At 64.7% G+C, this 6,243-nt stretch carries 7 protein-coding genes; 3 read left to right on the forward strand and 4 right to left on the reverse strand.

Annotated features, from left to right (window positions below; genetic code table 11):
- Positions 1 to 7: 7 nt before the first annotated feature.
- The 4 genes from MKK65_RS06075 to MKK65_RS06090 form a co-directional block, all read right to left on the reverse strand.
- On the reverse strand, positions 8 to 721 hold the full coding sequence (locus tag MKK65_RS06075; RefSeq protein WP_147840815.1) for a hypothetical protein: 714 nt from the start codon (positions 719 to 721) through the stop codon (positions 8 to 10).
- A 198-nt stretch (positions 722 to 919) separates the two neighbouring features.
- Positions 920 to 1,585 carry a hypothetical protein gene (locus MKK65_RS06080; protein WP_147840816.1) on the reverse strand — a complete coding sequence of 222 codons (666 nt, stop codon included), beginning with the start codon at positions 1,583 to 1,585 and terminating at the stop codon, positions 920 to 922.
- Positions 1,582 to 2,184, reverse strand: a complete 603-nt coding sequence (locus MKK65_RS06085) for a type II TA system antitoxin MqsA family protein (protein ID WP_147840817.1) — start codon at positions 2,182 to 2,184, stop codon at positions 1,582 to 1,584. The genes MKK65_RS06080 and MKK65_RS06085 overlap by 4 nt, the downstream gene beginning before the upstream one ends.
- Positions 2,181 to 2,498, reverse strand: a complete 318-nt coding sequence (locus tag MKK65_RS06090; protein ID WP_187275328.1) for a type II toxin-antitoxin system MqsR family toxin — start codon at positions 2,496 to 2,498, stop codon at positions 2,181 to 2,183. Before MKK65_RS06090 ends, MKK65_RS06085 begins: the two co-directional genes overlap by 4 nt.
- A 387-nt stretch (positions 2,499 to 2,885) precedes the next feature.
- Here MKK65_RS06090 and MKK65_RS06095 point away from each other — a divergent pair, with 387 nt between their 5' ends.
- The 3 genes from MKK65_RS06095 to MKK65_RS06105 all read left to right on the forward strand — a co-directional run.
- Complete coding sequence (locus MKK65_RS06095; protein WP_243924975.1) at positions 2,886 to 3,284, forward strand: hypothetical protein; 399 nt, start codon at positions 2,886 to 2,888, stop codon at positions 3,282 to 3,284.
- 139 nt (positions 3,285 to 3,423) lie between these two features.
- Complete coding sequence (locus MKK65_RS06100) at positions 3,424 to 4,731, forward strand: efflux RND transporter periplasmic adaptor subunit (protein WP_147840819.1); 1,308 nt, start codon at positions 3,424 to 3,426, stop codon at positions 4,729 to 4,731.
- An 11-nt stretch (positions 4,732 to 4,742) separates the two neighbouring features.
- Positions 4,743 to 6,243 (forward strand): efflux RND transporter permease subunit (locus tag MKK65_RS06105; protein WP_243956301.1); only part of this gene is annotated, 1,501 nt, incomplete at its 3' end.

Raw genomic sequence — 6,243 nt, forward strand, 5'->3', positions numbered from 1 at the left:
CAATTTTTCAAATATCAAAAATCGCCTTTTCATCGTCTATCGAAGGTAACCGGGGGCTCCTAAGCAGTCTCAATCTTTCATGTCTTACATATGCTGCCCTTTCAATTTGTCCTCTTAGTGAACTTTGCATGATTTCACCGGGGACAGTTTCGAGAATATCTGAAATTGTTTGATATTTTATTGGTAAAAACAACCTCTTTTTCAGGACGCTTTTATTGAGAGGTTCCTTCCCCCAATATGTTTTTAAATCACGAATGACAGGCTGGATTTGATCGAGCACGGCTGCTCCGTGTAATCGTGTGAATTCTAAGTGATCCATATCTTGATCGTCATCGTGCATCCGATTTATATCTCTCAAACAACATGCAGGAAATCCGTTTACATACAGATTCGACTCTGGTCTTGACAGACTAAATCTGAGATCAGTTGATATTTCTTGACAGTCAACTATTCCGAATGCGACGGCCTTAACGAGTAGGTCAACATCTTCAGTAAGTCGCTTGGGTCCAATTTTTATGAAAGGTAGCTTCTGTTCTCGCTGATACATACAGGCTTGTACGAAGCCGACAGCATCCAAATCAAAATTATGCCCAGTGAAGATTGCGCGAATTCTGAGTTCGATGTCGGACGGCGCAAGCTGATTTATATCAGCAAATACTCGAGGTTTTTCTATTTCCTCGTGAAATATTTTGTAGAATTCTGCGCTTCCGATACCTATCATGCCATTATTATCTCTCGTTGAGAGTTTCGCGTAGCGAATGCGTGATAATTAGTCCGGGATGGATATGTACAAGTACAATACAATCCGATGAGATAGATCGCGTGACAACGCTTATAGCTTCTTAGATGCGCTTTCATCAAAACCCCGTCACCAAGGTTACAGCAAATCGCCGCGGCACACCGAAACTGATGCCCGGGCTCAGGCCTTGAGCGCCTCGATGCTGTCGAGGAGGTCTGGGCCGCCGGTCCGGCGGGCGCTCCACTTGCGGAAGATCGCGAGGACACTGCGATCGGTGATGCCGTGGCGGGCTGGGTTGTTCTCGTCCAGGACGCGCCGGAGCCGGGCGGGGACGTCGCGGTGCCAGAACTTGGTATGGTTCGGGCCGACCTCGCGTCCGAGTTCCTGGTAGGCGCCGTTGCCCGCCCAGCGCAGGCCCTTGGCGCCGAGCAGGGTACCGATCTCGCTGGCGCGGAAGTCGAGCTTCCGGCCGATACTGCCCGCGGTACAGATGTAGACCACTGCGGACTCCGCGGAGACGGTGGGCAGGTCCGGGGCGGCGCTCTCGCCGCCGACGCGGGCGAAGGCCTCCTCCGCCTTGCCGGTCCGGACGCCGTGCATCTCGGTGACGAGGAGCTCGACGCCGCGGGTGAGCCGCTCAATGAGCTCGCCTTGCCGCTGGAGGCGCTCATCCTGTTCCCGGACACGCGCTAGATGCTCACCGCGCTCGGCGCGGAGGATCTCGTTCTGCTCCCGGAACTGTGCCGCGATGGTCTCTCCCACGTCGCGCCGGAAATCCTCCATATCCGCGAGGGGTTTCCTCGGCGGAAGGTGGTGGAGCACGCCCATGGGAGGCTTCTCGCTCATGCGGCGACGGCTTCCGGGTTCGCGTGGTTACCGTGGAAGGCGTCGAAGGCCGCGTCGGCAGCGAGGGCGGCGAAGCGCTCGTGGTCGATCTCGGTGCGCCGCCCGAGGGCGTCGCGCATGACGGCGTGGGCGCGCTTGCGATCGTCAAGCTCGATCTGGGCGAAGACGCCCTCGGCCTCCGGGTTTACGACCCCGGCCGCAAGCATCTCGCGGCGGGCGAGGTAGGGGTCCCGGGCTAGGGCTCGGATGTAGCGGTCGGCGACCTTGCTCTGAGGAACCTTGCCGCGCTCCCAGCGGGTCCAGGTCTTCGGGCCGGTGGAGAGGATCTGTTCCATGTCGGCCTGGCGGAGCTTGTACTTGAGGCGGATGGCGTTGAGCTCGGCGGCGGACAGGAGCCCGTCCATCTCTCGCACGGCGTTGGCGACGGCGAGCTCGTGCTCGGAGATCTGAGAGCCCTGATAGCTGACGTTCCCGCATTCGGCACAGGCCATGCGACGGTCCTGGATGGCGAGGCTCTTCCCCGACCGTTCGACCACGAAGGGCTCGACGCGCTCGCAGACCGCGATCGCCTCGCAGGCTTGGCAGGCCTCCATCGTCATCGATCGATATCCTTCTTGAATGAGGTGACGACCAGGACGTCAGCGCCGGTGACCAGCAGCTTCAGGAACATCCAGTCGGCGCAGTCGTCGACCCAGATCGAGTAGTAGTCCGACACGGTGGTCGGGTGGTGTCTTCGCGTCGGCTCGGACTTGCTGAAGTGCGCCTCGCCCAATTCCGTCTGGATGATCGCCCGCAGGTCGTCCGTGTCGAGCTTACGGGTCCTGAGCTCTTCGAGGACGGGAGAAAAGAACGAACAGGCCTCCTCGTCGGCGGCGAGCGCGCGGACCTTTGCCAGGGGATTGTGCGGCGTCATCCAGCCTCCAAGAGGTAGCACCATGCTACCCGAACTTCAACCGCGGCATTCTGCTGAGGCTGGCGGCCCGGCTCCCTTGGTTGATCCCCGGTAAGCGTGGCCTGGAGGGTTTTACGCATGGGCCGGTGCGCGGTTCCGTCCCTTCGTGGAAGGGGCCGCCCGTGCCTAACCCAGCTCCATCTTCGGCTTGTCGGACGATCGCCAGGACCGGTTCCAAACTAGGTGCGCAGCATGTCCGATGCCCGGTCCCGCTCCTCGCCGACCTGCTCGGGCGGCCGGGAATCGCGACGCTACGGCGACCCCAGACGCAGAGGGGGGCGACGTCTCCGCGGACGCACCCCCGAGCATGTCGGCATTCGGATAGGCGCCCTGGGACGCCCGTCCGGCATGTACGAGCGCCTCCGGATCGTCCATAAGGCAGTCATGAGCGCGGGATTCCCGATCAGGGCCTACGAGGCGTCGCGCGGCTGGTGGGCGACCGCCGTCCGCCTGCTGTCGTTCGTCCTCCTCCTGGCGCTCATGGCGCCCTGTGCGATTTCCTCCGCCGACGCCCATCGCCTTCCTGATCACGCGCCCGCGTTCGCCACGTCCTCGCATAAGGGTGCGCCGGACCAGCCCGACGGGTGCCCGGCCTGCCATGCGACCTGCGGCTGCCATCTGGCCATTGGCATCGAGGCGTCACCCGGGATTCCGATCGCCACCGCCGGACGCCCGTCCTATGCCACGGCCGACGTCACCGTAGCCTCGATCTCCGCCGGTCGCCTTCCAAGGCCCCCTCGCGCCTGAGGCGGCACCGCCACGGCCGTGGCGGATGCAGACCGGACATCCCAGCGGATGCCGGCTCCTTGAGCGAGCTTGACTTGAACCGGACCGTCGACCCAGCCCCAGGCGGTGACCGCGGTCCTATGCGAACGGCCTCCCTTCCATGCGTGCAATCATATCCGTGGCCCTCCTGGCCATAGGCGTCGCCATCGGCGGTGCCGTCCCCCGCGTGTCCGAGACCGTGCGGGGCGCGCTGGCCGCCGCCGGCCTGTCCTCCACCGCGGCCAAGACTCCGGCGACCAACGCGGCCGTGACCGGGGCGCAGGCCACCAAGGTCGACGGCGACCACAAACACGCCGAGGGCGAGGCGCACGGCCACGACGAGGCAAGCGAGGGCAAGATCAAGATGACGGCCGAGCAGGCCGCCGAGCAGGACATCAAGCTGGCGCATGTCGAGGGCGGCATCCTCTCGCGCCATCTCCTGGTGCCCGGCACCATCACCCAGGACGCCGACCGGATCGCCCGGGTGCCTGCGCGGGTCGCCGGGACAGTGGCGGAGATGCGCAAGCGTCTCGGCGAGGACGTCGCCAAGGGCGAGATCGTCGCCGTCCTGGACAGCCGCGAGGTCGCGGATGCCAAGAGCGACTTCCTCACCGCGACGGTCAAGGCGGATCTGGAAAAGACCAACTTCGACCGGCAGCAGGCCCTCTGGGACAAGAGGATCTCGGCGGAATCGGCCTTCCTGAACGCGAAGGCCGCCTACTCCGAGGCGGGCCTGCGGGTCGATCTCTCCCGCCAGAAGCTATCGGCCCTCGGGCTGAACGCGACCGAGGTCGCCGCCGCGGCCAAGAAGGACGAAACCACTCCGAACTTGTCGTCGCTTCGCCGCTTCGAGCTCAGGTCCCCCCTCGCGGGGCGGATCGTGGAGCGCAAGGTCGACGTCGGAACGAAGGTCGGCAGCGAGGGGGACCCGGCCGACGTCTATACCGTGGCCGACCTCTCCTCCCTCTGGATCGAGCTCCCCGTCCCCACCACCGAGCTGTCCAAGGTCCGCGAGGGCGCCAGGGTGACTATCGTCGGGGGCGAGGACGCTCCCCGCCCCGAGGGCAAGGTCGTCTTCGTCAGCCCGATCCTCAACCCGGAGACGCGCTCGGCCCGGGTCATCGTCGCCCTGCCGAACAAGGACATGTCCTGGCGCCCGGGCACCTTCGTCACGACCGAGATCGAGATCGCCCAGGACAAGGTCGCGGTGCGGCTGCCGAAGTCCGCCATCCAGACCATCGGCGGCGAGAAGGTGGTGTTCGTGCGGACCGAGGAGGGCTTCTCGAAGCGAGAGGTGACCCTCGGCAAGGCGGACGACGATGCCTACGAGGTCGTCGCCGGCCTGGAGCCCGGCGACGAGGTCGCGGTGGCCAACTCCTTCGTCCTGAAGGCCGAGCTCGGCAAGGCCGAAGCCGACCACGACCACTGAGGGCGGCCGCCATGATCTCGAAGATCCTCGACTTCTCCGTCCGCCAGCGTTGGCTCGTGGTGCTCCTGTCGCTGCTCGCGGCCGGGTTCGGCGTGTTCTCGCTGACGAAGCTTCCCATCGACGCGGTGCCGGACATCACCAACAACCAGGTGCAGATCAACACCACTGCGCCCTCGCTCTCGCCGAACGACATCGAGCGCATCATCACGTATCAGGTCGAGACCGCGCTCGCAGGCATCAAGGGCCTGGAATACACCCGCTCGCTATCCCGGAACGGGTTCTCCCAGGTCACCGCCGTCTTCTCCGAGGCGACGAACATCTACTTCGCCCGCCAGCAGGTCGCCGAGCGTCTTCAGGAGGCCGAGGCGGCGATGCCGTCCGGGGTCGAGCCGCGCATGGGGCCGATCTCGACGGGCCTGGGCGAGATCTACATGTGGTCGGTGCACTACGCGAAACCTGCTGAGCGCAAGGTCTCGAAGCCCGGCAAACCCGGTTGGCAGCCGGACGGCAGCTACCTCACACCCGAGGGCCAGAGGCTCTCGACGGAGCTCGAACGCACGGCCTACCTGCGCACGGTCCAGGACTGGATCATCCGCCCACAGGTGAGGACCGTCCCGGGCGTGGCCGGCGTCGACGGCATCGGCGGCTTCGAGAAGCAGTACCACGTCCAGCCCGATCCGATGAGGCTGACGGCCCTCGACCTGTCCTTCGCCGACATCGGGCGGGCGCTGGAGGCTAATAACGCCAACCAGGGTGCGCGCTACCTGGAAGACAACGGCGAGGGCTACGTCGTGCGCGCCGCCGGCCGCTTGGAGAGCATGGAGGACATTGGCTCCGTCGTCGTGACCACGCGCGGCGGCGTGCCGGTCCGCATCTCCGACGTCGCCGAGGTGCGGATCGGGCGCGATCTGCGCACCGGGTCAGGCAGCGAGGACGGGCAGGAGGTCGTCATCGGCACCGCCCTGATGCTCATCGGCGAGAACAGCCGCACCGTCGCCGCCGCGGTCGACGCGCGCATGACCGGCATCCGGCGCACGCTCCCGCCCGGCGTCGAGGTCCAGACGGTCCTCAACCGCACGGTCCTGGTCGAGGCCACCATCCGGACGGTCGCCAAGAACCTGGCCGAGGGCGCGGCCCTCGTCGTGGTCATCCTGTTCCTGCTGCTCGGCAACATCCGCGCGGCCATCGTCACGGCCCTCGTCATCCCGGTGGCGATGCTGATGACCATGACGGGCATGGTCCAGGGCCGCATCAGCGCCAACCTGATGAGCCTTGGGGCCCTCGATTTCGGCCTCATCGTCGACGGGGCAGTCATCATCACCGAGAACGCCCTTCGCCATCTCGCCGAACGCCAAGGGGAACTCGGGCGAAAGCTCGACCTGGAGGAGCGCCTCGCCACCGTGCGGGCCTCGGCCGAGGAGATGATCAAGCCCTCCCTCTACGGGCAGGCCATCATCATCCTCGTCTACGTGCCGCTCCTCACCTTCACCGGGGTCGAGGGCAAGATGTTCG

This window comes from Methylobacterium sp. J-001, assembly GCF_022829565.1.
GTDB lineage: Bacteria > Pseudomonadota > Alphaproteobacteria > Rhizobiales > Beijerinckiaceae > Methylobacterium.